Here is a 23,625-nt window from a genome sequence, read left to right as displayed (position 1 = left end):
GCAGAAAGCCCCCGGCCACCAAGCGATCCACCAGCAGATCACCCCCTGCCATGGCCCCACAAACCCTCACACCAGAATGACGGGATGATCGATGTGATCGGCACCGACGCCGGGGCACCCGCCTCGTTGCCCGCTCCACAGCAGACGCTGCTGCGGGCGGCGGCCGTGATTGCAGCACCGCAGCGGTTGAAGGCTGCTCTGCAGAACTGGCTGGGGGACGCCAAGCCCGAGCTGATCAGCAGCGATGACCCGCGGGCTCTGGTGGACAGCCTGCAATCGAGGGCGGCTGAGCAAGCTGTAGTGGTGCTGGCCAGCGGCGATCCGCTCTGGTTCGGCCTGGGGCGCATCCTTTGCGACCGCATCGGGGCAGAGCGGCTGCGGTTTCATCCCGCCCCCACATCGCTACAGCTGGCCTTCTCCCGCATCGGGCGCCCCTGGCAGGACGCCGACTGGGTGAGCCTGCACGGACGGGACCCCGAAATCCTGGCCAGCACTCTGCAGAAGCGACCCGCAGCCCTGGCGGTGCTGACGGATCCGAACCAGGGGGGCGCCGGCACCGTGCAGCAGATGTTGCGCAGCAGCGGCCTGGAGGCCAGCACGGATCTGTGGCTCTGCGAAAACCTCGGCCACCCCGATGAACGGGTGCAGCTGATCGCCCCACACGCCGCACTACCAACAGATCTGCAGCCGCTGCTGATTGCACTGCTGATCGCCCGCGAACCGGCCGCACCGGATCCGCAGCAACTGCCCTTGTTCGGGCTCGATGACGGGCTCTACCTGCAGCACAGCGATCACCCCGGATTGATGACCAAGCGGGAGGTGCGCATCCAACTCCTGGCCGAACTCGCCTTGCCGCCGCAGGGCGTGCTCTGGGATCTGGGGGCCGGCACCGGCAGCGTTGGTCTGGAAGCGCTGCGCATGCGCCCAGGTCTGCAACTGCTGGCGGTGGAACGCCGCGCCGGTGGCGCGCAACTGATCCAACGCAATGCACAACGACTCGGCGTCAGCCCTGCGGCGGTGCTGGAGGCCGACGCCACCACGGTGCTGAACGGCGGGCTCCCGAGCCAGCTCAGCCAGCCCGACCGGGTTCTGCTCGGGGGCGGGGGCGCCCAACGGGAGCGCTTGCTGCAGGAGGTGCTGACGCGACTGCGATCTGGAGGTGTTGTGGTGATCCCCCTGGCGAGCATCGAGGCCTTGGCCAGCGTTCGGCCGCTGCTCGAGAACGCTGGGTTGGCCGTGCGCGTGCAGCAACTGCAGGCCTGGCGGGGACAACCTCTGGGGGATGGCACCCGCCTGGCTCCGATGAACCCCACCTTGATCGTGACGGGAACGAAGCCGGCTCAAGCTGGCTTCACGGGAAAGACTTGAGCGGGGTGATCCGAACCGGATCGCCGATGCCAATGCCAAGCCGCTGCGCCTCTCCGGCACCGATCTCAATCACCGCATCAACGAAATCAGCCCGTCCATTGCCATCGGCATCGGCGGCGAAGGAGCGACAGGGCAGGGCAGCACAGGTGGGAACGGCAGGCACCAGATCGAGCACCCGCCCATCGCGCACAAAGATCATGTCCAGAGGCGCAAGGGTGTTGAACATCCAGAAGCGCTGCGGCTGGGGGGTTGCAAAGGGAAACCACATCCCGCGCAAGGGCGGCAGAGCCGGCCTCTGCATCAAGCCCAGCCGCTGCTGCTCCGGACTGCGGGCCACCTCGAGATCAATGCAACGCTGCTGTGCCACGCACCAGCGGACCTCAACCGGCAGCCATTGCGGCGGTGACTCAGGGGGAAGAGCATCCATGGCCGCTCAAGCCTCCGGCAACACCTGCCCGAGGCAATACCCCCGGCCGCGCACGGTGTGCAGCAAACGGCGTTCTCCACCGGCCTCCAGCTTCTGGCGGAGATAGCGCACATACACCTCCACAACATTGCTGCTGGAACGCTCCCCCTGCCACACCTCCTGAAGCAGCAGCTCGCGGCTCAACACCTGGCCGCGCCGCCGCAAGAGCACCTGCAACAGCATGAATTCCCGGGCCGTCAACGCCACCACACGGTCTCCCCGCCGCACCGTTCGGTTGGCGGGATCGACACTGAGATCGTCCAGCTCAAGCAGCGCCGGTCGCTGCCCCGAGCGCTGTTGAATCGTGCGGTGCAGGCGCAGACGCAACAACAGATCGCTGGGCCCGATCTCCGAGAGCCAGAAATCATCGGCACCGCTTCCCAGGCAGGCGGCGCGAGCCTCAACGCTGTCGCGTTCCAGATCCAACAGGATCGGCATGGCCCCGAAACGGCTGCGCAGGTCTTGAATCAATGCGGCCTGATCGGCCGCCAGCACAGCGGCCACTGGAGATTCACCCGGTTCAGGGGCATGGGCCGAGGGCCCGGCACTGAGCCAATCGAGGGTGGCGTAGCCCGATGCAGCCAGACGGGGCGCCAGCGACACCGCCGAAGGGCCTGCCAACAGCAACAGGGGATCAGCGTTCATTCCCGCTCGGGCTTGGCGATGTGGGGCAGGCCCCAACCCAATTTGTTGCGCAGCACCTGGAAGAACTCATGGTCGGCGAGGCGCACAAAGCGCACGGGGTGATCGCTGCGACGGATCAGCACCCGATCTTCCGGCCAGACGTAGCAACCGGCACTACCGTCCACCACCATCATCAGCCGCTCCGGCGTGGCTGGAAAAATCGTGACGGGTTCACGGTCGCTGAACACCAGGGCGCGGGAGGCCAGGGAATGGGGCGCGATCGGGGTGAGTTGCAGCACCGGACAATCCGGCGTGATCACCGGCCCACCGGAGCTGAGGGCGTAGGCCGTCGAACCCGTCGGCGTGGAGAGGATCACACCATCAGCGGCAATATCCACCGGGGCGTGGCGGCCGATGGCGATCTCGAAGTGGCACATGCTCGTGAGCGGCTCACGGTGCAGGGCCATCTCGTTGAGAGACAGCGCCTCCCAGCGGCGCTGATCACCCCGCATCACGCTCACCACGAGGTTGCTGCGTTCCTCGATCGTCCATTGCTGGGTGAGCACCACATCGAGGGCGCGATCCAGATCATCGAGATAGGCCTCGGCCAGAAATCCCAGGTGGCCGGTGTTGATCGTGAGAATCGGAATCCCCACTGGGGCGGTCTGCCGCGCGGCGGAAAGCACCGTGCCGTCACCCCCCAGCACGATGGCCAACACCATCGATTGATCGAAGCCCTTGGGCACACAGGCGCTGTAGCCGCGCAGGCGCAGGTGCTGATCGGGGTTGGCAAAGCCCACCATGCCCCCGGAACTGCTGGCCCGCTCCACGGCATGGCCGGCAGCCTCCAGGCGCTGCTGAATCGTGTCCGCCGTCTGCACCGCCAGCGGCTTGCCGTCATTGACGATCAGTCCGATCCGGGGCACTGATCCACGACGGGTAGAGGTCAGCCTCAGCCTATGGGACGCGCGAGAACAGAACGCCGCTCAGTAACGAAGGTTCCCGATCAGAACTGCTCGAGGAAGCGCAGATCGCTGGTGTACAGCCGGCGGATGTCGTCAATGCCATGGCGCACCATGCAGAAGCGCTCCACCCCAAGGCCCGCGGCAAAACCGCTGTAGCGCTCCGGATCGAGGCCCAGCCCTTCCAGCACGGCGGGATCCACCATGCCGCAGCCCATCACCTCCAGCCAGCGGCCGCGCCACTGCACATCCACCTCGGCGGAGGGCTCGGTGAAGGGGAAATAACTGGCCCGGAAACGCACCGGCAGGTTACCGAAGAAGGCCTTGAGAAAGGCCATCACCGTGCCGCGCAGGTGGCTGAAATCGAGCCCTTCATCAATGGCCAGCACCTCCACCTGGTGGAACACCGGCGAGTGGGTGGCATCAACGGCATCACGGCGATACACCCGTCCGGGAGCCACGATCCGCACCGGCGGCGGGTTCTCTTCGAGGTGACGGATCTGCACCGGGGAGGTGTGGGTCCGCATCAGCAGGTCACCACCGAGATAAAAGGTGTCTTGCATGTCCCGGGCCGGATGGTCCTCGGGGATGTTCAGCGCAGTGAAGTTGTAGTGATCCCGCTCCACCTCAGGCCCCTCGGCCACGCTGTAGCCGAGGCCCAGGAACAGATCGACGATCTCTTCAGTGGTGGTGATCAGGGGATGGCGATGGCCCATCGGCACCCCGGAGGCCGGGGCGGTGACATCGAGGCTTTCCCTGGCGATGCGCTCCGCCATGGCCGCCTGCTTCACGGCCTGCAGCCGCTCTCCCAACAGCGACTGCACCTGCGTTTTCAGCACGTTGGCGCGCTGACCCACCAGGGGACGCTCCTCACCGGGCAACTTGCCCATCGCCCCGAGCACACCGGAAATGCGCCCCTTCTTGCCCAGCAGCCCGACCCGCAGTTGCTCCAGCGCAGCGGCATCGGCCGCCTCGGCGATCTCCGCCGCGGCCTGCTGCTCGAGGGCATCGAGTTGATCGGTGAGCTGCTGCAGGGTGACCGGTGCGCTCACAGGGATGGAACATACAGCTGCCGACTGTAAGCAGCCGTGCCGCTTAGGTTCACCTCAGTGCGTATAACCTCATGGCCCCGCTGCGGATCCTGATCAGCAATGACGATGGGGTCTTCGCCGACGGCATCCGAACCCTGGCCGCCGCAGCGGCAGCCCGCGGCCATCAGGTGACGGTGGTCTGCCCGGATCAGGAACGGTCGGCCACCGGCCATGGCCTCACCCTGCAGACCCCCATCCGCGCCGAGCGGGCCGATGAACTGTTCGCCCCAGGGGTCACCGCCTGGGCCTGCAGTGGCACCCCCGCCGACTGCATGAAGCTGGCCCTGTTCGAACTGGTGAAGGAGAAGCCAGACCTGGTGCTCTCCGGCATCAATCACGGCCCCAACCTGGGAACAGATGTGTTCTGCTCCGGCACTGTTGCCGCAGCGATGGAAGGCACCCTGGAGGGCATTCGTTCCCTGGCGGTGAGCAGCGCCTGCTTCCAGTGGCGTCAGTTTCAGGCGGCCGCCGACCTTGCCCTTGAGGTGAGTGAACAGGCCATCGCCGACCAGTGGCCCGACAACCTGCTGCTCAACCTCAACATCCCCCCCTGTGCCCGGGAGGAGATGGGAGCACTGCGCTGGACCCGTCTCTCGATCCGGCGCTACGACGAGCAATTCAGCCGTCGGGAAGACCCCCGTGGCCGCGCCTACTACTGGCTGGCCGGAGAAGCCGTGCAGGATCTGGAATCAGCCGGAGAAGGCCCAAGGGATTGGCCCAGTGATGTGGCCCAGATCCACGCCAATTCCCCCTCACTCACACCGATCCAGCCCGACCTGTTCTGGCGGGGCCCCCTCAGCGGACTGCCGCAGCTCAAGCTCAAGGATCAACTGGTGCGGTAAACCCGCTGCAGCAACCAGAGGGAGAACAACACCCCGATCAGGTGGGCGAACAGCACCTGGGTGTTGCTGAGCACAGACAGCATTTCCAGGGAGGTGATCGCCAGGTTGTCGGCCATGCCGCGGCCGCCGATGGCAATGCCCGGAGTCTGCATTGAGGCCTGCACGAACAGGCTGCCGGCGAGGGCCTGATAGCCGATGGTGGCGAAGGTGAGACCCAGAAGATCCGCCAACAGCCCCCGTTTGATCAGCCGCGCCACTTCGCCCCGACTGGGACGGGCCGCGCTGTCGATGGCCCGACCGGTGCGAACGATCAGCCAGCCCTGCCAGAGGCTGAACAGCAGCACGAGGAAGGCCAGGGATGTGAGCGAAAGGCCAGGCCCCAGACCCACGGCACGTTCGGAATTGCGGGCCAAGCTGCCGCCGATGTTGTTGAACAGCAGAACGCCCACCACAACGATGCCGAGAACCACCTGGATCCAGAATCGGATCCATCCCATCCGACGCACGCCGAACGACAACTTCTGGAAATCGAGGCGGTCTGGCATGCCCTGGTGCTCGGTCGTTCAAACTTGCCACCAAAGCGCCCCTTCTGCACCTCTTTGATTCCGCTCTGCTCTCCAGAGGAAGCCCGTCGGCCCACTGCCCTGGCGCTGGGGAGTTTCGATGGCCTGCATGCCGGCCATCGCCGCGTGATCGCCGAGGCCATCCAGGACAGCCCGGACGATGCCGTTGCCTCGGTTGTGAGCTTCTGGCCGCATCCCCGTGAGGTGCTGTTCGGGGAGGCACGCCTGAGGCTGGATCTACCCAGCGAAAAACTCACTCTGCTGGAACCGCTGGGGATCCAGCAGCTCGTGCTGGTGCCCTTCACCCGCGAGCTGGCTCAGCTGAGTGCGGAGGACTTCGTGACCAGCGTGCTGCTGAACACACTTCAGGCCCGGCGCATTGCCGTGGGCACCAACTTCCGCTTCGGTCATCAGCGGCGCGGTGACGCCGAAATGCTGGAACGGCTGGCGGCTCGCAGCGACGTTGAGGTGAAGGTGGTGCCGATTGTTGAAGACCAAGGGGGCCGGATGAGCAGCAGCCGCATCCGCGCGGCCCTCGACCAGGCCGACCTCACCACCGCCAAAGCCTTGCTGGGCCGGGCCTACCGCTTTCAGGGACGGGTGGTGCGGGGCCGAGGCCTGGGGCGTGAACTGGGCTGGCCCACCGCCAATCTCCAGGTGGATGGCCGTAAGGCCTTGCCAGGCCTTGGCGTCTACGCCGCTTGGGCCCAACTGGATGGGGATGGCGATCGGCTGCCAGCCGTGATGAACCTCGGGCCCCAACCCACGATCGATCCCACGTCCCCTTCAGCCGTGGAGGTGCACCTTCTGGATCAGAGCCTGGAACTGGGAGGCCGGCAGCTGGGCGTCGAGCCGGTGCAGCGCTTGCGCGGCCAGACCAAATTCAGCGGCCTCGAGGAGCTCAGCAGCCAGATCGGCCGCGACGCAGCCCAGGCCCGCACGATCCTTCAGACCGGTTCTCAGGCCGCGGTCGGATAGGCATTCACCAGCCCCCAGACGATGAACACGCCGATGCCGCCGAGAAGGACGATTCCCCAGACCAGAACGTGCATGGTGCTCTCAGAACCACCGTTCTCCATGACCTACGCCGAAACCGTTGCCCACAGGGTGCCATGAATCCAACCCCAAGCGATGCATACCTGGATCCACGGGTGGCACGCCTGATCGACGCCAACCTCGACCGTGCCCGGGAAGGCCTGAGGGTGGTTGAGGACTGGTGCCGCTTCGGGCTGGAGCAACAGGATCTGGTGGTGCGCCTCAAGGACTGGCGTCAACGCCTGGGTCGACTCCATCACGACACCTACAAGCAGGCCCGCTCCACCAGCACCGACACCGGCGCCGGACTGGAGCATCCGGCCCAACTCGATCGCCACAGCCCCGACCATGTGGTGGCGGCCAACTGCGCCCGGGTGCAGGAGGCGTTGCGGGTGCTGGAGGAGTACGGCCGCACCATCGATCCTGCGCTGGCCGCTGAAGCCGCAGCGATCCGCTATGGGCTTTACGACCTGGAGGTGACCTGCCTCAACGCCACCCTGGGAGCACGGCGACGCAACAAACTCAAGGACGCTCACCTCTGCCTGATCACGACCCCCTGCGATGACCTGAGCGATCGGGTGGAGGCCGCCCTGCGGAACGGCGTGGGGATGGTGCAGTACCGCTGCAAAGCGGGGAACGACCGCGAACGCCTGCGGGAGGCGCAGCAGCTCAGGCAGCTCTGCAACCGCTTCGGGGCGCTGTTGTTCATCAATGACCGTGTGGACCTGGCCCTGGCGGTGGATGCGGATGGGGTGCACCTGGGCCAGGACGACATGCCCAGCGAGGTCGCCCGCGATCTCTTGGGCGTTGATCGTCTGCTGGGCCGCAGTACCCGCAGCATCGATCAGGTTCATCAGGCTCAGCAGGAGCCAATCGACTATCTCGGATTTGGCCCGATCCATTCCACGGCCGTCAAACCCGAGCGGAAGCCTGTTGGTGTGGAGCTCCTGGCGCAGGCCACTGCGATCAGCCAACGCCCCGTCTTCGCCATCGGTGGAATCACCTCGGCCAACCTGCCGGCACTGCTCACGGCAGGTGGCCAGCGCGCGGCCGTGATCGGCGCGATCATGCACGCAGATGACAGCGGTCTGGCCTCGCGGCAACTGCTCCAACAGCTGGACCACGCCACGTTCTGAGCCATGCCTCTCACCCTGATGGTCAACGGTGAAACCCGCGTGCTGGATTCAGCACCGGATCCCGCCAGCCTGGCGGCGGTTGTTGCCTTGCTGGCCAACAACCCCCAGCTGGTGGTGGCCGAGCACAACGGTGTGATCGCACCCCGCAGCCGCTGGGACAGCATCGTTGTGAAGGATGACGACACCCTTGAGATCGTCACCATCGTTGGTGGTGGTTCCTAGAGTCGCCGGATCAATGCTGTGGGCGCTGCTGTGGCCACTCCCCGACTGTTGACACGATCCCGACGACTGCTCGCATCGCTCCTGTTGCCGCTGGTGATTGTGGGGCTCTGCCTGTTCCAGGCACAGCCGGCTGATGCCGCCCGCGGTGGGCGCATGGGAGGGGGCAGTTTCCGCGCTCCTTCGATGCCGCGATCCGGTGGGAGTTACCGGGGTGGCAGCTACGGCGGTGGCTACCGCGGCGGCGGGATGGGCTTCCCCTTCCTCATCCCCATCTTCGGCTTCGGTGGGGGCGGGCTGTTTGGTCTGCTGATCCTGATGGCTGTCGCAGGCGTGCTGGTGAACGCCCTTCGTGGCGTTGGCAATGCCCCCTCGATCGGTGGTGCTGCTGCAGCGCCGGCCATACCGCGCAACGTGAACATGATTCAGGTGCAGGTGGGCCTGCTGGCCAGTGCCAAATCCCTGCAGGAGGATCTGCGCTCCTTGGCCGCCTCTTCAGACACCAGCAGTTCCTCAGGTCTGCAGAGACTGCTGCAGGAGACAACCCTGGCCCTGCTGCGCCAACCGGACCTCTGGGTTTACGCCAATGCCGAGAGCGGCAGTGTTCCCTTCAGTTCGGCTGAATCGACGTTCAATCGCCTCTCGATGAACGAGCGCAGCAAGCTGGACGCTGAGCTCACCAGCAACGTCGGCGGACAGCGGACCACGGACACGAGCAACAGCACTGGAGACGCTGATGCCACCAACGAATTCATCGTTGTGACCTTGCTGGTGGCCTCCACGGCATCGGCCAAGCTCGCCGGAGCCGACACCGGAGAAGATCTGCGCCAGACCCTGCGCATTCTTGGTTCCACAGCCTCCAGTGAACTCATGGCCCTGGAAGTGATCTGGCAACCGGAAGGTCGCGGAGATGTGCTGAGCGCCAACGACCTGGTGACGGCTTACCCCAACCTCCAACACCTCTGAGATGCCAGAGCAATTCGTGGCTCATCTACAGGTTTTCTGAGTATTTCTCCCCAGCAATCAGGCCTAGCTTGGCCTGATCAGATTGCGCACCTCCAGCGTTGGCTCCCGACCCCCGCTCCATGCAATGGCAACAGGACGGTGAGCTGGCGCGGGCTGATCTGGATGCTCTTGTGCATGCGCTTCAGCAGGTGGAGTGCGATCACAACAGCGCTGAGCTGCAGCGTCTCGGCCAGATCGATCCTTCCGCTGCGGCTTGAAGCCTCAGCTTGCAGCGTCCGGGGCACAGCCCCTGAGCATCCGCAATGCAGCCATGGCTGCGCCGTAGCCGTTGTCGATATTCACCACCGTCAACCCTGGGGCACAGCTGGCGAGCATGCCTTCCAAAGCGGTTCGTCCCCCTGCACTGATTCCATAGCCAACCGAAACCGGGACGCCGATCACCGGTTGCGGCACCAGACCAGCCAGCACCGTCGGCAACGCACCCTCCATTCCCGCGCAGGCGATCAGGATCCGCGCTGTGGCCAGACGGGGCAGTTGATCCAACAAGCGGTGCAATCCAGCCACCCCCACATCCATCACAGGATCCACGCCGATGCCGTGGCAACGCAGGGCCAAGCTGACCTCCGCCACCACCGTGCGATCACTGCTGCCTCCGCTGAGCACCGCCACCGCAGCCGGTGACGCAGGCACAGGAGGCAATACACCCAGGGTGAGGCAGCGAGCGTCGGCATGCAGCTCCACCGCTGGCAACGCCTCACACACCCGTGCCGCCTTTTCGGGATTCACCCGGGTCACCAAACCCAGTTCTCCTGCAGCGGCAAAGCTTTCAAGGATGGCGATGATCTGATCGGCTGTCTTGTGTTCCCCCCACACGGCCTCGACCATGCCCAAGCGCTGACGGCGCCGCAGATCGAGGCGAGCATCCGGGGTGGTCACTGCGGCAACAGTTCCCCTTCAAATACCAGCGGGAATGGGTTGCCCTGGCGCTGTCCTGTTTGCTCGCGGGCCAAGGTCTCGAAGCGCTCCTGAACCGTCTCTACCTCAGCCATGGAGATCGATTTCCATGCCTTACGACTGCTCCAACGAATCAGCAGCGTTCCCTCTTCGGTGGCCGGATCCCAGAACAGATCACGGCCCAGAAAACCCGGCTGTTGCTTCAGCCAAGGCTCCCAGCTGCCGCGTTCCGCCGCCATCCACTGCTCACGGCTCTCCCGGGGGACCTGCAGCCGCAGGTGCTCCACCACAGCCACCACGTCAGCACGTGTCGGGTCGGACTCTGCTCGCACCTCTGTCTCCGAAAGCCCGCCCAACAACAGAACCAATGCCAAACAAGGTGCAATGACCCTAAGCAGAACAGACCTGAGGCGACGCACGGTTCAGCTCCGCTGCAGCAGGGCCACAGCCTGGCAACTGATGCCCTCTTCCCGTCCCTCCGGACCCAAGCCTTCATTGGTGGTGGCCTTCACACCCACTGCATCGGGGGCGATACCGATCGCAGACGCCATCCGGCTGCTCATCTCGGCGATATGCGGCTTGAGTTTGGGGCGCTCGGCGATCACCACCGCATCGATGTTCACCACCGACCAGCCGCGCTCCTTCACCAGCTTCACCACCTGATCCAGCAGCTTCAAGCTGTCGGCCCCTTTCCATTGGGGATCGGTGGGGGGGAAATACTTGCCGATGTCACCGAGGGCAAGGGCCCCAAGCAGTGCATCCATCACCGCATGCACCAGCACATCAGCATCGCTGTGGCCATCAAGGCCAAGACCATCGGGATGGTCCAGGGTCACACCCCCCAGGATGAGGGCCCGTCCGGGCACCAGCCGATGGATGTCGTATCCGTTGCCGATGCGCAGCTCCATGCCGGGATCTGAAGGGTCATTCATTGTCGCGGTCTGCCAGCGTGCAAACAGATCGGGCCGCCGCTCGCGGGTGCGCTGCTCCCGCTGCTCCTGGCGCCATCGAGCGATGGCACCATGGTCGCCACTGCGCAGCACATCCGGAACGGTCATGCCGCGGAAGTCGGCGGGGCGGGTGTAATGCGGGTGTTCCAGGAGGAGTGCACTGTGGCTTTCCTCCACCAGGGAATCGGCGGTCCCCACCGTGCCGGGCAGCAGGCGCACAACACCGTTGATCACCGTCATCGCCGGCAGCTCACCACCGGTGAGGACGAAATCACCCATCGACACCTCCTCATCGGCCAGGCCGCGAATCCGCTCGTCGAAGCCCTCGTAGTGACCGCAGAGAAAAACCAGTTGATCGTGGTCACTGGACCAACGCTGCAGATCCGCCTGCTGCAGGGGACACCCCTGCGGTGACATCAACAGCACCCGGCTGCGGGGACTGCGGGGAATCGCCTCCATCGCGGCGAACACCGGCTCGGGCTTGAGCACCATGCCGGCACCGCCCCCGTAAGGCTCGTCGTCCACCTTGCGATGGCGATCCGTGGCGAAGTCCCTGGGGTTGTGTAGATGCAACTCGGCAATGCCCGCGTTGAAGGCACGACCGATCACCCCCAGCTCCAGCAGAGGAGCAAACGCCTGCGGCGCCAGGCTCACCACATCAAGGCGGTAGAGGGCCATGCCGCCTCAGGCCGCGGGTTTGGACACCCTGCGGATGTCCGTGCAGAAACTGCCCTGCACCGGTGTTCCCTGGGCATCCACCGCCGTAGTGCTGCGCAGGCGCAGGTTGGCCCGCGTGAACCAGATCCGCTCCTGAACCTGCACGCCGTCAGCCAAGCTGAGATTCAACTCCATGCTGCCGTCAGGCCAGAACCTCCAGTTGCCTGGGGAATCACCATCGAGGATCAGCTGTCCATCAGCGGCGAAGGTGAGGGTGCTGCTGGTTCCACCAGGGGCCTGCACCTGCAGTTGGCCGAGAGCCCCCTGCTCGCTCACGCAGCGAACGGTGAGTTCACCCCGTTCGCTGCTGTGCCACTCGTCATCACCACCGGCAGCCAGCTCAAAGCAACTGCGCAGACTCATCCACTCCCCGTCGCAGAGGCTCAGAAAGGAGCCAGGGTCTTCCGGGGGAAAGGCTTGTTCACTCATGCGCCCATCATCTCAGCCGTGGGGCAGGCATTTCTCGTTATTGATCCCCCGTGTAACCCAGCTCCGCCAAGCGGGCCGGTTTGCTGCGCCAATCAGGCACCACCTTGACGAACAGCTCCAGATACACCGGGCCATCAATCAGCACCTGCATCTGCAGCCGCGCCCCCTGGCCGATCGTCTTGAGCATCGCCCCGGCTTTGCCGATCAGGATCCCCTTCTGACTCTTCCGTTCCACAAGAACCGTGGCTAACACGGCCGTGCGACCCGCACCCTTGCCCTTGGCCGGCAACTCCTCAACGCGATCAATGGTGACGGCAACGCTGTGGGGCACCTCCTCTCGCGTGTGCAGAAGCACCTGCTCGCGAATGAGTTCTCCCAGAAGTACCCGCTCCGGTTGATCACTCACCATTTCGGGCGGATACAGCTGTGGCCCCAAGGGCAACTGAGCCGCCATCGCTGCTGTGAGCTCCGCGCAGCCATCGCCTGACAGGGCGCTGCAGCGGTGCACCGGCCAATTCGTCTCCTGCAGCAGGGCGGCATAGGCCTCTTCCGCTTCAGAGCGGTGTTCCTCCGCCAACTTGTCCCACTTGTTCAGGGCCACCAGCACCGGCAGGGACTGCTGCTGCAGCAGATTCACGATGAAGGCATCACCACGCCCCGGGCGCTCGCAGCCCTCCAACAGCAACACCACCAGGTCCACTTCACCGATGGCACTGCGGGCACTCTTCACCAGCCGTTCCCCCAGCAAGTGGTGGGGTTTGTGGATGCCAGGCGTATCCACCAGAACCATCTGGGCCACCTCCGTGGTGAGAATGGCCCGCAAGCGGTTGCGGGTGGTCTGGGCCACGGGCGATGTGATTGCCACTTTCTCCCCCACCAGCTGATTCACCAGCGTGGATTTGCCCACGTTCGGGCGACCGATCAGTGCGATGAAGCCAGAACGGTAATTCTCTGGCAGTGGAGTTGCGTGCATGCTCTAAGTCTGCGCCGCCATTGGATCGACCCGTTGAATCGACCCATAGCCTTAGGGCAGGAATTGAACAGGTCCATGGCGGATCAGCAACCCACCTTCCAGCAGGCCATGGAAATCACAGCGGCCTGGCTGCAGCAGTGGGACAACGAGGAGATCAGCGATGAGGTGCTGGCCGACCGCATCGGTGAAATGGTGGCCAGCCGCGATGGTGCCCGGGGATTTTTCGTAGTGAGCCTGGCGGGCGAGAGCGTGCTGATGGATCGTTTGCCCGATGCCGTCGTGGGGCAACTGCGGGGCGCCGGGGCTGGCGTTGTGGATCTGAGCGTCCGCAATCTGGCCATGAGCACCGCCATGGCCGTGCATCACCGGCGGTCGGGAGATGAGGCCCAGCAAGCCGGCTCGGAGAGGGTCAGCAGCCGTTGCATTGAACTGCTCAGACTGCTGGAACCAGCGGAGGTGAAGGAGCGCCTGGAGCAACTGCTGGCCGCAGCCCTCGACAACCGCGGTGAGGACGTCGCCTTCCTGGAGAAGTGGGGGTACGACGCCGAGCAGAAACAAGCCATCGGAGACAGCGTCTATGCCGTGGCTGAGGGCTAAGCCACAAAAAAAACCCCGGACAGGCCGGGGCGAAGGTTGATTCGATGCGTTGGCATCGTCAGTCGCGAAGGTCAGTCGCGACGACCGCCACCGTTGAGCACGATGATCAGGCGCAGGATGAAGATGAACAGGTTGATGTAGGTGAGGTACATGCTCAGGGCACCTGCCAGGTATTGGTCATCGCGGTAGGAGCGGGGCATCGTGTAGAAGTCGACGAAGGCGGCGCCCACGAAGAGAACGGTGCCGAATCCGGCGATCATCAGCTCGAAGCTGGTGCCATGGAACATGGCAGGGGCAAAGATGCCGCCGATGAACTGGACGACCATCGCCAGGATCAAGCCGATCAATCCAAGACCCACCACTCCGGAGAGCGCCTGGCCAACGGAATCGCTCATGCGACGGCCAACGATCGAGGCAATCACGAAGGTGATTCCGGTGGCCAGTGCGGCGGTGCCGACTGCACCCACACCCGCAACGGCTCCCGCCAAAGCCACGAGACCACTCAGGGTGAAACCGGTGATCAGGCTGTAGACCGACAGCAGCGGCAAGGCTGTGGCGTTGTTGCCCTTCAAGGCGACGTTCTGCGCCACGAAGAACAGCACCAGGTTGCCGATCACAGCCACCCAGAACAGGGGCATGAACAGCGGTGTGGCCATCATCGAAAGACCACCAATCACCCCGATTGAGGTGAGCACCATGCCGCCGCCGACGTAGGGCAGCGCTTTATTGACGACGTTGGGGCCGACGAGGGCGCTCGATTGCGCCTCGCGGATCGCCTCCTGGAAATTGCTGCTTGCTGGCATGTCGACCAGGTCACCAAAGACTCATCACATCCTGCCAGCGGTGACAAGGGATTGGGGTGTGGATCTCCCTATCGACGCTGAACTTTGGGCGTTTTGCGTTCGTCCCGGCGGGCATAGGCCTCCACCACCCGCTGCACGAGGGGATGGCGCACCACATCCGCAGCGGTGAGGCGGCAGACCGCAACCCCTTCAACGCCCTCCAACACCTCGGACGCCTCCACCAAACCGCTCTGCACGGTGGACGGAAGATCCACCTGGGTGATGTCTCCGGTCACCACCATTCGCGAACGCTCCCCCAGGCGGGTGAGCACCATGCGCATCTGAGCCGGCGTGGTGTTCTGAGCCTCATCAAGGATCACAAAGGCATCGCTCAGGGTGCGGCCTCGCATGTAAGCCAGGGGAGCGACCTCGATCACGCCCTTCTCCAACAGCACAGTGGTTTTCTCCGCTCCGAGCAGGGAGTGCAAAGCGTCGTAGAGCGGACGCAGATAGGGGTCCACCTTCTGCTGCAGGTCGCCCGGCAGGAAGCCCAGGCGCTCCCCGGCTTCAACAGCCGGCCGGGTGAGAATCAAACGCTCCACCTTGCGTTCGGTGAGCATCCGAACCGCGAGAACGGTGGCGAGAAAGGTTTTGCCGGTGCCGGCAGGACCGAGGGCAAAGGTGAGGTCGTGGCGCTCCATGGCGTCCACGTATTTCTTCTGGCGCAGAGTGCGCGGGCGCAGCAGGTTGCCCTTCTGGCTTTTCGCCAACACCTGCTCGCCCATGGCGGCATGGTCATCGCCGCGGCCGGTGTTGAGCGCTCCCAGCGCTGACTGGAGGTCCACCGGTGACACCGACTGGCCGTCCTGCCAGATCGGGCGCACCAATTCCACAACCGCAGCAGCCCTCTCAATCTGCATTGGCCGCCCGGTGATCACCAGTTGAAGACCCCGCAACACCATGGAGGCTCCTGTCAGAACTTCCAGGCGATGCAGGGTTGTTTCCGCTTCACCGGCGAGGGCCAGTGCAGCATCGGGATCAGGCAGGTCGAGAACGAAACGGCCGCGTTCGCCGTCGTCAGACACCGGAATGATCAGCCCTCGGTGGATTCGGATTCTGAGGAATCAGAGGCTGCAGCTTCTGCAGCCTTCGCCTCAGCAGCTGCAGCCTTGGCCTCAGCAGCCTCCTTGGCGGCTTGCTTGGCATCAGCTTCACGCTTGGCCGCTTGCTTGGCCTTGCCCACGGTCTCTGCAGGACGCACGGTCTTTTCCAGAAGACCGCCGCGCTCGAGCAGCGTGCGAACCACATCTGTGGGTTGGGCACCCTGACCCAGACGCTCACGGATGGCCTCGGTGTCGAGGCGCGTTTCCTTCGTCCGCGGGTTATAGAAGCCCAGCTCCTGCAGGGGACGACCGTCCCGACGCGAGGTGCTGTTGCAGGCCACGAGGCGGAAGCTCGCTTCCCGCTTCTTGCCAAACCGCTTCAGGCGGAGCTTGATCATCGTGGCCCTGGAATGAAGGAAAAGAGGTGGTCCGGCGAAGCCCAAAGGCCCGCCAAACAACCACCATACCGTTCCGCCCTCACAGATCCCCGAAGCCCTTCTTCTTCTTGGCGGGTCGCTGCCGCTTCGGTGGTCCACCGCGACCGGGACGACCTCCACCCCCGGGCATGCCACCCATTCCAGGCATTCCTGGCATTCCGCCCATGCCCGGCATGCCACCCATCCCGGGCATGCCTCCCATGCCGGGCATGTTGCCCTGGCTCATCTGCTGCATGAAGCCGCGCATTTTCTGGAAGTCGGCCAGCACCTTGTCCACATCTGCGGCCTGATGGCCGCTGCCGCTGGCAATCCGGCGACGCCTTGAGGGTTGACTCGCCAGGAGGTCGGGATTTTCCCGCTCCTGCTGGGTCATCGAGCCGATCATGGCCTCGATGCGCTTGAGCTGCTGCTCCCCCTGCTTGAGCATGCCGTCATCGATCTTGTTCATGCCCGGGATCATTTTCATCAGACCCCCCAGCGAGCCCATGCGCTTGATCAAGCGCATCTGCTTCACGAAGTCCGAGAAATCAAACGTCGCCTCCTGCAGCTTCTTCTGCATCTTTTCGACGTCGGCGAGTTCGACCTCCTTCTGGGCCTTCTCCACCAGCGTCAGCACATCACCCATGCCGAGGATGCGGCTGGCCATCCGTTCGGGATGGAACGGCTGCAGGGCCTCCACCTTCTCTCCGGTGCCGATGAACTTGATCGGCTGACCGCTCACCTTGCGGATCGAAAGGGCGGCACCACCGCGGGAATCACCATCAAGCTTGGTGAGCACCGCTCCGGTGATGCCCACCTGGTCGTGGAAGGCGCGGGTGAGTTCGGCCGCTTCCTGACCGATCATCGAATCCACCACCAGCAGCACCTCATCGGGCTGCACAGCAGTGCGGATCCGCACCATCTCCTCCATCATCTCGGTGTCGATCTGGAGGCGACCGGCGGTGTCGACCAGCAGCGTGTCGAAGCCTTCCTCTTTCGCCTTGGCCAGACCAGCGGCTGCAATGTCTTCCGGTTTGGCCTCAGCACCGAGGCTGAACACCTCCACATCGATCTGAGCACCGAGCGTTTTCAACTGCTCGATGGCGGCTGGTCGGTAAACGTCGGCGCCCACCATCAGGGCTCGTCGCCCCTGATCCTTGAGGTGGAGGCCCAACTTGGCCGTTGCGGTGGTTTTACCGGCACCCTGAAGGCCGGCCATCAACACGACGGTGGGAGCTTCAGCTGCCTTGGCCAGAGGAGCGTTATCGCCCCCCATGACCTCCACGAGCTGTTCATGGACCACCTGGATGAACTTCTGATCCGGGCTGACCCCGCGCACCACCTCCGCACCAACGGCTTTGTCGCGGACCTCAGCCACGAACTCCTTCACCACCGGCAGGCTGACGTCGGCTTCCAGCAAGGCCCGACGGACGTCCTTCAGGGCTCCATCGACGTTGGTTTCGCTGATGCTGTCTTGGCCACGCAGCCCCTTGACCGCATCCTCAAAACGGGCTGAAAGCTCGTCGAACATCGGCGTTACGCCCCTGGATCAATGGGGTGATCGTAAAAAGCGACGGTCAAACAACCCGGGCAAGCAACTCATGAGCCCGGGATGTAGTCGTGCAAACGCCATTGGGTTCCATCTCTGCCGAGCACGTAAGTCACGCTGAAATCAGTCGGTGCCGTCTCATCAATGACGGTTCCATCAGCAGCCTGAAGGCGATCGCTGTAGGCCACCTGGGCCAGCAGTTCAATCCTCTGAGGCTTGCGGTCGACCACCTCGATGCTGGTGATGGAGGCATCAATCGACTTGGATCGCCCTGCAGCCTGATCAGCTTCCCTCTCCTGCTCCACGCGCTTCACCAGGGGCTCCCTGGCCACGACGGAAAGATCTGCCGGCTCACCGGAGAGCATCAACGCCTTGGCATCAAGCCATCCCTGGAGCAACGCCTGAAGCTCAGCTTGGGTGGGGGCCTCACTGAGCAGTGGTTCTGTGGGCGCTGAAGGCTCAAGGTCGGGCTTCAGGCTCGCGATGGGCTCGTCATCCACCGGAGACGAAGCAGCATCGAGCTCCTGCGTCTCGTCAACCTCGTCGCCAGCCTGCTGCTCAGCGGAGAGTGAAGCGGTTTCCGGCAACAGCGGTGCAGGATCCCAGTTGCGTCGAACCAGGCCGAAACCCGCAACGGTGATCCCAACCAGGGCCACAGCGGCAGCAGCGGGGCGGAACCAACTTTGCTGCCAGAAACGTTGTTGCCAGAGACGTTGTTGCCAGAACGGCGTGGCATCCGCGTCTTCGAAGTCAACGTCCTGGTCTAATTCAGCTGCGTCGCTCGAGGCCGCAAGGGATGCATCGCCTGCCGTTGCCCAGGCCAGGCTGATCTCTTCAGCACCGATCTGGCGCGACGCCTTGCGATCGAGACGATCAACAAAACCCTGCACGTCACGATCAGCGAACCAGGCATCCAGATCAGCACCGGAGGCATCGACGTCGCGATATCCCGGCAACACATCGCGTTCAAGCCAGGCCCGGCAGTACTCGCATTGCGCGGCCAACCGATCGCCAGGGTGGTTCAAAAACCAGGCCTGAAGATCCGGATCTCTCAGGACGGCGAAATGCCGATCCGCATCTTTGACGTTGCCCAACAGCAGATCCAGGCAGCCAAGCAGCGGCATGGGATCGAGGTCGGCATTGGCAAGCGTCTGCAGCCGGTCGCGGGCCTGCTCGAGGAACTCAGGCTTGCGCCGCGAGAACCCTGCTGCGGTGAGAGCCAGAACCGTGAGGAAACCGGCATCGGCTGCGCCCCCCTCAAACCAGCGGCTGAACAGATCGATCTGCTCCTGAACGGTGAGGAAGCGGCGGATCTGATGGAAGAACGATTCGAAATCCTCCTGGCTGAGGCTGCCGGGCTGATCACCATCAGCATCGGTGGCCTCCAGGCCACCACGGGCCACAACCAGCTCATCCAACAGCGTCAACCCCCGTTGATGGGAGTCCTGATCGCCGAGATCACGGCTGAGCAGATCCAAAATCCTGAAGGGAGTCAGCCCTTGCAAGGCGTCTTCCAACTGGCGCTGCTGGTCGGGGAGCTTGCCCATCCGTTGTTGCAGCTCAATACCGTCGATCAAAAGTTGGGCCGCCGACTCATAGCGCCGTTGGTCCTGTTCCTCCACGGCAGCATCGCGGCAGGCCAGGGCAGCCAGGAGCGTCAGGTCTGCTTCACGGCCACTGCCGAGGGCGGGGGCCTGAGGCGGTTGGAGACCCTGCCGCGCCAACTGAAAGGCCTCGAGAGCGCCATTGGCCTCCCAAAGCAGCATCAGGCCCGCCACCTCACTGCTGGTGGGAAGGTCCAAGCCCACCGTGCCGTTGGGATGGGATTCACTGAGGCGCAACAGGGCTGCTTCGTACTCGGCCCTGTCAGCGGGATCGGTCAGCAGATCGGCGGAGCGGCGCAGCAGATCGGCCCTTATGAGCAGAACCTCGTGGGTGAAGCCCTGATCCGGAGGACTGTCACAGCGGCTTTCCAAGCGGCGCAGAATCGCCTCTGGCGCTGCCGATGGACTGACGCCCAGAAGTCGGAAATGATCGATGGGCAGATCCAACAGCGCCGCTGCGAGGAGACGCGGATCTTAGTCAGTGTCAGGGGTTTTGCCCATCGCTCGTCGGTTGGCCCTTAAAGTTGATTGCAATCCCTTAGGTGGACATGGGTCAGGACCTCGCTGTCGATTCCGCTCCGATTGGCACTGCGACTGCTGGTCCCCATGCCGAACGGCTCTCCAAATTGGTGACGGCACAACGGGCCAGCGTGGACCGGGAGACCGGTCTGGAGCTGTACCGAGACATGACCCTGGGCCGGCGCTTCGAGGACAAATGCGCCGAGATGTACTACCGGGGCAAGATGTTTGGCTTCGTGCACCTCTACAACGGTCAGGAAGCGGTGAGCACCGGTGTGATCGGTGCGATGAAGCGTCAGCACGACTGGTTCTGCAGCACCTACCGCGACCACGTGCATGCCTTGAGTGCCGGCGTGCCGGCCCGCGAAGTGATGAGCGAACTCTTCGGCAAGGAGACCGGTTGCAGCAAGGGTCGTGGCGGCTCAATGCACCTGTTCTCCAAGGAGCATCACCTTCTGGGCGGGTTTGCCTTCATCGCTGAGGGCATTCCCGTGGCACTTGGATCTGCCTTCACCAGCCGCTACAAGCGCGACGCCCTCGGTGATGCCTCCAGCAACGCCGTGACAGCAGCGTTCTTCGGCGATGGAACCTGCAACAACGGTCAGTTCTTCGAGTGCATGAACATGGCGCAGCTGTGGAAGCTGCCGATCATTTTCGTGGTCGAGAACAACAAGTGGGCCATTGGTATGGCCCACGACCGGGCCACCAGTGACCCGGAGATCTGGCGCAAGGCCAGCTCCTTCGGCATGGCCGGAGAAGAAGTGGACGGCATGGACGTTCTGGCGGTGCGGGCAGCGGCCCAACGCGCGGTGGAACGGGCCAGGGCGGGTGAAGGTCCGACCTTGCTGGAGTGCCTCACCTATCGCTTCCGGGGCCACTCCCTGGCCGACCCGGACGAACTGCGGGCGGAGGAAGAGAAGCAGTTCTGGGCCAAACGTGATCCCCTCAAAGCCCTCGAGCGGGACCTGACCCAAGCGGGTCTGGTGAAGAGCGAGGAACTGCGCGCCATCGAAAAGGACATCGACGGCATCGTTCAGGACTGTGTTGACTTCGCCCTCTCCGCACCCGAGCCAGATCCCGCAGAACTCACCCGCTACATCTGGGCGGAAGACTGATTCAACCGAACGGGATCCGTTGAAACCAACTTCTCCCGGGGCGGCTCAGATGCCGCTCGGGAGACGGCGGGTCAGCTTGCGCAGCGCCTTGAGTTCAACCTGACGCACTCGCTCGCGAGACACCTCCATCAGGCGTCCGATTTCAGCCAGGGTGTGACGCTCGTTGCCCTCAAGCCCGAAGCGCATGCGCAGAACGTGCTGCTCCTGTTCGCTGAGGTGACTCAACCAGCGGCCCAGCTGCTCGTGATGAATCCGCTGTTCCACGATCTCGAGCGGTTCATCGAGGGATGAATCAGCGATCAGATCCCCAAGGAAGCTGCGCCCCTCCTCACCGTTGACGGGAGCATCCAGGCTGCTGGTGGTGAGCGCCTGACGTAGCAGCGAATCCAGCTCATCCAAGGGGATGTCCATGGCTTCGGCAATCTCCACACGGCTGGGCATTGCGCCGAGCTTGTGGGCGAGATCAAGACTCACCTTGCGGATCGTGGTGAGCCGCTCACTGAGATGAACAGGGAGCCGGATCGTGCGCGACTGGCAGGCAATGGCGCGGGTCATGCTCTGGCGGATCCACCAGAAGGCATAGGTGGAGAACTTGTACCCCCGGGTGGGATCGAACTTCTCGACAGCACGTTCCAGGCCGAGGGAACCCTCCTGAATCAGGTCGAGCAATTCCAGACCTTTGCCTTGATATTTCTTGGCAACGCTGACCACAAGACGAAGGTTCGCCTTCATCATCCGCTCTTTGGCACGGCGACCGATCCTCAGAAGACGGCGCTGTGCAGTGGTGAGTTCTCCATCCTCGAACTCACGGGAACCGTCTTCGGTGAGGGCCATCATGGCCTGCACCTGATTGCCCAGCTCGATTTCTTCAGCTGGGGTGAGGAGTGGAATTCTGCCGATGGTGGCGAGATACCAACTGACGGGGTCGCTGCTGCGCCGGCGTTGCGTCTCCAGCGGCTTGGAAGCTGTGGACACCTTGGGTGCTGCGGAAGTGAGTTGACTTTCCTACGAACAGAAAGAATGTCGAAGTGTTTTCAGCAACCCTTCAGATTCAGAACAGCAAACCGCAACATTTCAGATTTACGAAAGATTTAAAAACTAAGAAAAGCTCTTTTGGGACCTGCCAGCCGAGGCAATCAAAACGAATCATTTGTTCAGACTTCGTTGAACATCGTTGTTTGCTTTTTCTGACACCGCGCTGTATTGATTTTCAAACAATCCGCAATCGCAGAAGCATCACTGGAGCGAGCACGAACGGCCGCCAAACCGTGCAAAGCCGCAGCGGCAGTGAAGCTTTCCAGCCCAGGCTGCTGCTGTGCTGCAACCGCCTGGGCACCCCAACCGGTGGCAAAACCGGCCAGCACGTCACCCAGGCCGGTGCGGGCCACCCGTGGGGTCGTGCCGGTCAGCACCACGGCTGCACCCGATGGATCCGCCAGCACCGAATGCGCCCCCTTCAGCAAAATGCAGCAACCGCTGCAGCGGGCTGCGGACATCGCCTTTTCCAGCGCGTCACCTGCTCCACAGTCTGGAAACAACCGCGCAAACTCGGCCGCATGGGGCGTGAGCCAGGTGGGCCCCCGCCGCTTCAACAACCAAAGCCACCCCTCCGGACTGGCCGCCAGACCGTTGATGCCATCGGCATCGAGCACCAGCAAACCAGCGACGCTGAGCATCTGCTCCGACCACTGGCTCCACCAATGGCTGGACTCCCCCAGACCGGGTCCGACCAAAACCGCATCCAGCCGCTCTGGAATCACCCCGTCCTCCAGTTGCATCACCTCCGGCAACACCTGCCACAAGCCGGATTGCAGACGGGGCGGCACAACGGCCTGAACTGATCCGCAGCCACTGGCCATGGCCCCCCGCAGCGCCAGATGTGCTGCGCCGGGATAACGATCACTGCCCGCCACCACCAGGCAGCGGCCGCGTTCGTACTTCATCGCCGTGGGCGGCAGCGGCGGTAACGGGGCCGAGCAGGCCTCTGTCACCGGCAGGCGGCGCGGCAAGACCGCAGCGGCGTTGCTCATCACCGAAGGCGGCAAGCCCAGATCGATCCGCACCAGCGCACCCACCCAGGGACGGGCCGGGTCCAGACACAACCCGCGCTTGATCCAGCCAACGCTGAGGGTGACCGAGGCACAGGCTGCCTGCTCGCCCAGCACAGTTCCTTGGTCTGAACAAAGGCCTGACGGCAAATCCAGGCTGATCAACGACCCAGGCTGCAGCTGCTGCCGACGCCGGAACAAATCCGCCAAGAACTCAGGCAGCGGCCGACTCTGGCCGAGACCGAACACCGCATCAAGCCAAAGTGCGGCTCCGCCGGGTTCGGGCTCGTCAGCCAGGCGCTGCAGACCAAGCCACTCGCCATGGCGCAGATGTTCAGCGGTGAGGGACTTGCGAATCGGCAGGGGACACCACAACGACACCTCAATGCCAGCAAGGTGCAACTCCCGAGCCACCACCAAACCATCGCCACCGTTGTGACCGGGCCCCACCAGGACAACAACGCCATGGCGCAGCAGATCCCGGCGCGCCAGCAGCCAAGCCGCCATGGCCAGCCCCACCTTCTCCATCAAGGCTGCAACAGGCATGCCACTGTCGAACAACCTCTGTTCGCAGGCGGCCATGGACGCGGCATCCAG

General features: G+C 63.9%; 26 protein-coding genes. 9 read left to right on the top strand and 17 right to left on the bottom strand.

All coding sequences use genetic code 11. From position 1 onward, the window contains the following. Positions 1 to 84: 84 nt before the first annotated feature. Positions 85 to 1,368, top strand: a complete 1,284-nt coding sequence (gene cbiE / locus DXY03_RS01190; RefSeq protein ID WP_115008776.1) for a precorrin-6y C5,15-methyltransferase (decarboxylating) subunit CbiE — start codon at positions 85 to 87, stop codon at positions 1,366 to 1,368. On the opposite strand, the gene DXY03_RS01185 is transcribed toward cbiE, so the two are convergent. The 4 genes from DXY03_RS01185 to pheS all read right to left on the bottom strand — a co-directional run bounded on the left by DXY03_RS01185 (position 1,352) and on the right by pheS (position 4,472). Continuing rightward, complete coding sequence (locus DXY03_RS01185; protein WP_115008775.1) at positions 1,352 to 1,795, bottom strand: DUF192 domain-containing protein; 444 nt, start codon at positions 1,793 to 1,795, stop codon at positions 1,352 to 1,354. The two genes, cbiE and DXY03_RS01185, sit on opposite strands and share 17 nt — an antisense overlap. 6 nt (positions 1,796 to 1,801) lie before the next feature. Then, a complete protein-coding gene (locus tag DXY03_RS01180) occupies positions 1,802 to 2,479 on the bottom strand; it encodes a winged helix-turn-helix domain-containing protein (RefSeq protein WP_115008774.1) in 678 nt (225 codons plus the stop codon). Beyond that, on the bottom strand, positions 2,476 to 3,384 hold the full coding sequence (locus DXY03_RS01175) for an NAD(+) kinase (RefSeq protein WP_006851915.1): 909 nt from the start codon (positions 3,382 to 3,384) through the stop codon (positions 2,476 to 2,478). Before DXY03_RS01175 ends, DXY03_RS01180 begins: the two co-directional genes overlap by 4 nt. Positions 3,385 to 3,464: 80 nt before the next feature. Continuing rightward, on the bottom strand, positions 3,465 to 4,472 hold the full coding sequence (gene pheS, locus DXY03_RS01170) for a phenylalanine--tRNA ligase subunit alpha (RefSeq protein WP_115008773.1): 1,008 nt from the start codon (positions 4,470 to 4,472) through the stop codon (positions 3,465 to 3,467). A 71-nt stretch (positions 4,473 to 4,543) separates the two neighbouring features. On the opposite strand from pheS, the gene surE reads away from it, so the two are divergent. Continuing rightward, positions 4,544 to 5,353: a 5'/3'-nucleotidase SurE gene (gene surE, locus DXY03_RS01165; RefSeq protein ID WP_114988405.1), complete on the top strand. Its 810-nt coding sequence runs from the start codon at positions 4,544 to 4,546 to the stop codon at positions 5,351 to 5,353. Here the strand turns inward: surE and DXY03_RS01160 are convergent. Then, positions 5,338 to 5,898 carry a DUF3611 family protein gene (locus tag DXY03_RS01160; RefSeq protein WP_006849623.1) on the bottom strand — a complete coding sequence of 187 codons (561 nt, stop codon included), beginning with the start codon at positions 5,896 to 5,898 and terminating at the stop codon, positions 5,338 to 5,340. The two genes, surE and DXY03_RS01160, sit on opposite strands and share 16 nt — an antisense overlap. Positions 5,899 to 5,952: 54 nt before the next feature. On the opposite strand from DXY03_RS01160, the gene DXY03_RS01155 reads away from it, so the two are divergent. The 5 genes from DXY03_RS01155 to DXY03_RS11980 all read left to right on the top strand — a co-directional run bounded on the left by DXY03_RS01155 (position 5,953) and on the right by DXY03_RS11980 (position 9,529). After that, a complete protein-coding gene (locus DXY03_RS01155) occupies positions 5,953 to 6,894 on the top strand; it encodes a bifunctional riboflavin kinase/FAD synthetase (protein WP_115008772.1) in 942 nt (313 codons plus the stop codon). Positions 6,895 to 7,028: 134 nt separating this feature from the next. Further along, positions 7,029 to 8,087, top strand: a complete 1,059-nt coding sequence (locus DXY03_RS01150) for a thiamine phosphate synthase (RefSeq protein WP_115008771.1) — start codon at positions 7,029 to 7,031, stop codon at positions 8,085 to 8,087. Between the two features lie 3 nt (positions 8,088 to 8,090). After that, positions 8,091 to 8,309: a sulfur carrier protein ThiS gene (gene thiS / locus DXY03_RS01145; protein WP_115008770.1), complete on the top strand. Its 219-nt coding sequence runs from the start codon at positions 8,091 to 8,093 to the stop codon at positions 8,307 to 8,309. Between the two features lie 18 nt (positions 8,310 to 8,327). Further along, on the top strand, positions 8,328 to 9,272 hold the full coding sequence (locus tag DXY03_RS01140; protein ID WP_115008769.1) for a DUF1517 domain-containing protein: 945 nt from the start codon (positions 8,328 to 8,330) through the stop codon (positions 9,270 to 9,272). 98 nt (positions 9,273 to 9,370) lie between these two features. Continuing rightward, positions 9,371 to 9,529, top strand: a complete 159-nt coding sequence (locus tag DXY03_RS11980; RefSeq protein WP_170951347.1) for a hypothetical protein — start codon at positions 9,371 to 9,373, stop codon at positions 9,527 to 9,529. Between the two features lie 4 nt (positions 9,530 to 9,533). On the opposite strand, the gene larB is transcribed toward DXY03_RS11980, so the two are convergent. The 5 genes from larB to era all read right to left on the bottom strand — a co-directional run bounded on the left by larB (position 9,534) and on the right by era (position 13,295). Further along, on the bottom strand, positions 9,534 to 10,208 hold the full coding sequence (gene larB, locus DXY03_RS01135) for a nickel pincer cofactor biosynthesis protein LarB (protein WP_115008768.1): 675 nt from the start codon (positions 10,206 to 10,208) through the stop codon (positions 9,534 to 9,536). Next, complete coding sequence (locus DXY03_RS01130) at positions 10,205 to 10,558, bottom strand: TIGR03792 family protein (protein ID WP_371637529.1); 354 nt, start codon at positions 10,556 to 10,558, stop codon at positions 10,205 to 10,207. The genes larB and DXY03_RS01130 overlap by 4 nt, the downstream gene beginning before the upstream one ends. A 90-nt stretch (positions 10,559 to 10,648) precedes the next feature. Continuing rightward, on the bottom strand, positions 10,649 to 11,854 hold the full coding sequence (trmD, locus tag DXY03_RS01125; protein ID WP_115008766.1) for a tRNA (guanosine(37)-N1)-methyltransferase TrmD: 1,206 nt from the start codon (positions 11,852 to 11,854) through the stop codon (positions 10,649 to 10,651). A 6-nt stretch (positions 11,855 to 11,860) separates the two neighbouring features. Next, a complete protein-coding gene (locus tag DXY03_RS01120) occupies positions 11,861 to 12,322 on the bottom strand; it encodes a phycobiliprotein lyase (protein WP_115008765.1) in 462 nt (153 codons plus the stop codon). A 37-nt stretch (positions 12,323 to 12,359) separates the two neighbouring features. Continuing rightward, positions 12,360 to 13,295, bottom strand: a complete 936-nt coding sequence (gene era, locus DXY03_RS01115; RefSeq protein WP_115008764.1) for a GTPase Era — start codon at positions 13,293 to 13,295, stop codon at positions 12,360 to 12,362. A 75-nt stretch (positions 13,296 to 13,370) separates the two neighbouring features. On the opposite strand from era, the gene DXY03_RS01110 reads away from it, so the two are divergent. Further along, positions 13,371 to 13,892, top strand: coding sequence for a hypothetical protein (locus DXY03_RS01110; protein WP_115008763.1), 522 nt, complete (start codon positions 13,371 to 13,373; stop codon positions 13,890 to 13,892). 71 nt (positions 13,893 to 13,963) lie between these two features. On the opposite strand, the gene DXY03_RS01105 is transcribed toward DXY03_RS01110, so the two are convergent. The 5 genes from DXY03_RS01105 to DXY03_RS01085 all read right to left on the bottom strand — a co-directional run bounded on the left by DXY03_RS01105 (position 13,964) and on the right by DXY03_RS01085 (position 19,793). After that, positions 13,964 to 14,695 (bottom strand): Bax inhibitor-1 family protein, encoded by a 732-nt coding sequence (locus tag DXY03_RS01105; RefSeq protein WP_114988417.1) that lies wholly within the window; start codon positions 14,693 to 14,695, stop codon positions 13,964 to 13,966. Positions 14,696 to 14,763: 68 nt separating this feature from the next. After that, entirely contained in the window at positions 14,764 to 15,759 is a 996-nt protein-coding gene (locus DXY03_RS01100; RefSeq protein ID WP_115008762.1) for a PhoH family protein, read from the bottom strand. 8 nt (positions 15,760 to 15,767) lie between these two features. Then, a complete protein-coding gene (gene rpsP / locus DXY03_RS01095; RefSeq protein WP_115008761.1) occupies positions 15,768 to 16,175 on the bottom strand; it encodes a 30S ribosomal protein S16 in 408 nt (135 codons plus the stop codon). Positions 16,176 to 16,254: 79 nt separating this feature from the next. After that, a complete protein-coding gene (gene ffh / locus DXY03_RS01090; RefSeq protein ID WP_115008760.1) occupies positions 16,255 to 17,724 on the bottom strand; it encodes a signal recognition particle protein in 1,470 nt (489 codons plus the stop codon). Between the two features lie 68 nt (positions 17,725 to 17,792). Continuing rightward, positions 17,793 to 19,793: an ARC6/PARC6 family protein gene (locus tag DXY03_RS01085; RefSeq protein ID WP_115008759.1), complete on the bottom strand. Its 2,001-nt coding sequence runs from the start codon at positions 19,791 to 19,793 to the stop codon at positions 17,793 to 17,795. Positions 19,794 to 19,894: 101 nt separating this feature from the next. Here DXY03_RS01085 and pdhA point away from each other — a divergent pair, with 101 nt between their 5' ends. Further along, positions 19,895 to 20,980, top strand: a complete 1,086-nt coding sequence (gene pdhA, locus DXY03_RS01080) for a pyruvate dehydrogenase (acetyl-transferring) E1 component subunit alpha (RefSeq protein ID WP_115008758.1) — start codon at positions 19,895 to 19,897, stop codon at positions 20,978 to 20,980. A gap of 45 nt (positions 20,981 to 21,025) precedes the next feature. Here pdhA and DXY03_RS01075 read toward each other — a convergent pair whose 3' ends face one another. Both DXY03_RS01075 and DXY03_RS01070 read right to left on the bottom strand, forming a co-directional pair. Next, the gene (locus DXY03_RS01075; RefSeq protein WP_115008757.1) at positions 21,026 to 21,955 is read right to left on the bottom strand and encodes an RpoD/SigA family RNA polymerase sigma factor; all 930 of its coding nucleotides are present in this window, start codon (positions 21,953 to 21,955) and stop codon (positions 21,026 to 21,028) included. 179 nt (positions 21,956 to 22,134) lie between these two features. Further along, positions 22,135 to 23,610 (bottom strand): NAD(P)H-hydrate dehydratase, encoded by a 1,476-nt coding sequence (locus DXY03_RS01070; RefSeq protein ID WP_244272181.1) that lies wholly within the window; start codon positions 23,608 to 23,610, stop codon positions 22,135 to 22,137. Positions 23,611 to 23,625: the final 15 nt, after the last annotated feature.

The organism is Synechococcus sp. N5 (assembly GCF_900473925.1).
Classification (GTDB): Bacteria; Cyanobacteriota; Cyanobacteriia; order PCC-6307; family Cyanobiaceae; genus Parasynechococcus.
This window is presented reverse-complemented; position numbering and strand designations above follow the sequence as displayed.

Bases quoted from the DNA above. Each gene is read 5' to 3' on its own strand.
- cbiE (WP_115008776.1), top strand. From the start codon at position 85: ATGATCGATGTGATCGGCACCGACGCCGGGGCACCCGCCTCGTTGCCC.
- DXY03_RS01185 (WP_115008775.1), bottom strand. From the start codon at position 1,795: ATGGATGCTCTTCCCCCTGAGTCACCGCCGCAATGGCTGCCGGTTGAG.
- DXY03_RS01180 (WP_115008774.1), bottom strand. From the start codon at position 2,479: ATGAACGCTGATCCCCTGTTGCTGTTGGCAGGCCCTTCGGCGGTGTCG.
- surE (WP_114988405.1), top strand. From the start codon at position 4,544: ATGGCCCCGCTGCGGATCCTGATCAGCAATGACGATGGGGTCTTCGCC.
- DXY03_RS01160 (WP_006849623.1), bottom strand. From the start codon at position 5,898: ATGCCAGACCGCCTCGATTTCCAGAAGTTGTCGTTCGGCGTGCGTCGG.
- DXY03_RS01150 (WP_115008771.1), top strand. From the start codon at position 7,029: ATGAATCCAACCCCAAGCGATGCATACCTGGATCCACGGGTGGCACGC.
- thiS (WP_115008770.1), top strand. From the start codon at position 8,091: ATGCCTCTCACCCTGATGGTCAACGGTGAAACCCGCGTGCTGGATTCA.
- trmD (WP_115008766.1), bottom strand. From the start codon at position 11,854: ATGGCCCTCTACCGCCTTGATGTGGTGAGCCTGGCGCCGCAGGCGTTT.
- DXY03_RS01120 (WP_115008765.1), bottom strand. From the start codon at position 12,322: ATGAGTGAACAAGCCTTTCCCCCGGAAGACCCTGGCTCCTTTCTGAGC.
- era (WP_115008764.1), bottom strand. From the start codon at position 13,295: ATGCACGCAACTCCACTGCCAGAGAATTACCGTTCTGGCTTCATCGCA.
- DXY03_RS01110 (WP_115008763.1), top strand. From the start codon at position 13,371: ATGGCGGATCAGCAACCCACCTTCCAGCAGGCCATGGAAATCACAGCG.
- DXY03_RS01105 (WP_114988417.1), bottom strand. From the start codon at position 14,695: ATGCCAGCAAGCAGCAATTTCCAGGAGGCGATCCGCGAGGCGCAATCG.
- rpsP (WP_115008761.1), bottom strand. From the start codon at position 16,175: ATGATCAAGCTCCGCCTGAAGCGGTTTGGCAAGAAGCGGGAAGCGAGC.
- ffh (WP_115008760.1), bottom strand. From the start codon at position 17,724: ATGTTCGACGAGCTTTCAGCCCGTTTTGAGGATGCGGTCAAGGGGCTG.
- pdhA (WP_115008758.1), top strand. From the start codon at position 19,895: ATGGGTCAGGACCTCGCTGTCGATTCCGCTCCGATTGGCACTGCGACT.
- DXY03_RS01070 (WP_244272181.1), bottom strand. From the start codon at position 23,610: ATGGCCGCCTGCGAACAGAGGTTGTTCGACAGTGGCATGCCTGTTGCA.